The organism is Mumia sp. (assembly GCF_028803055.1).
Lineage (GTDB): Bacteria > Actinomycetota > Actinomycetes > Propionibacteriales > Nocardioidaceae > Mumia.
The window spans coordinates 1-636 of record NZ_JARBCJ010000345.1; the positions used below are offsets into that span (position 1 = coordinate 1).

A 636-nucleotide genomic window follows, 5' to 3' on the forward strand; every position below is an offset into this window, starting at 1 on the left:
TGATGCGCCACTAGGCAAGGAGGCACTGTGAAGAAGTTGCTGGCAGCAGCTGCAGCGGCAGTCGCGGGAATCCTTGCGGTAAAAAAATGGCAGGAAACTGCCGCGGAGAAATCCGTCTGGAAGTCCGCAACCGACAAGGTTGATTGATCTTCAGTAAAGAATGAATCGGTTCCACCGCAGGTCCGGGTGGGGTACACTGGATGAGTTCACATTTCGGGGGCATGGCGCAATTGGTAGCGCACCTGCTTTGCAAGCAGGGGGTTCGGGGTTCGAGTCCCCGTGCCTCCACCGAAAGAAAGTCCCGGCCGGCTGGCCGGGACTTTCTGCGTTAACGGTCAGGTCCGTACCAGGTGCTCCGTCGCCGCCGGCCGGCCGGCCCAGACAGCGGATGGTCTGCAGTCCTCTATTGTTGCTCTGGTGATCGTTTTCCTCGCCGTGATCGGCGTCCTCGGAGTATCAGCTTCCGGCCCCATCATGGCCGCAACGGCTGCGCCGGCTCTGGCCATTGCCTTCTGGCGCAACGCCCTGGGCGCGGTGATCATGGGAGTTCCCACGGCGCTGCGCAATCCCGGCGGATTTACCCGGCTCTCCCGGACCGAGGCCAAGTGGACCCTCATCGCCTCGCTCGCACTCGCC

At 62.4% G+C, this 636-nt stretch carries 2 protein-coding genes and 1 tRNA gene; all 3 read left to right on the top strand.

The annotated features are described in order from the left end of the window. Positions 1-27 precede the first annotated feature (27 nt). Positions 28-147, top strand: coding sequence for a DLW-39 family protein (locus PV363_RS17840; RefSeq protein ID WP_284024430.1), 120 nt, complete (start codon positions 28-30; stop codon positions 145-147). 68 nt (positions 148-215) lie between these two features. Further along, positions 216-288 (top strand) — tRNA-Ala (locus PV363_RS17845). 129 nt (positions 289-417) lie between these two features. Then, the coding region (locus PV363_RS17850) for a hypothetical protein (RefSeq protein ID WP_301023100.1) at positions 418-636 on the top strand (219 nt) is incomplete at its 3' end.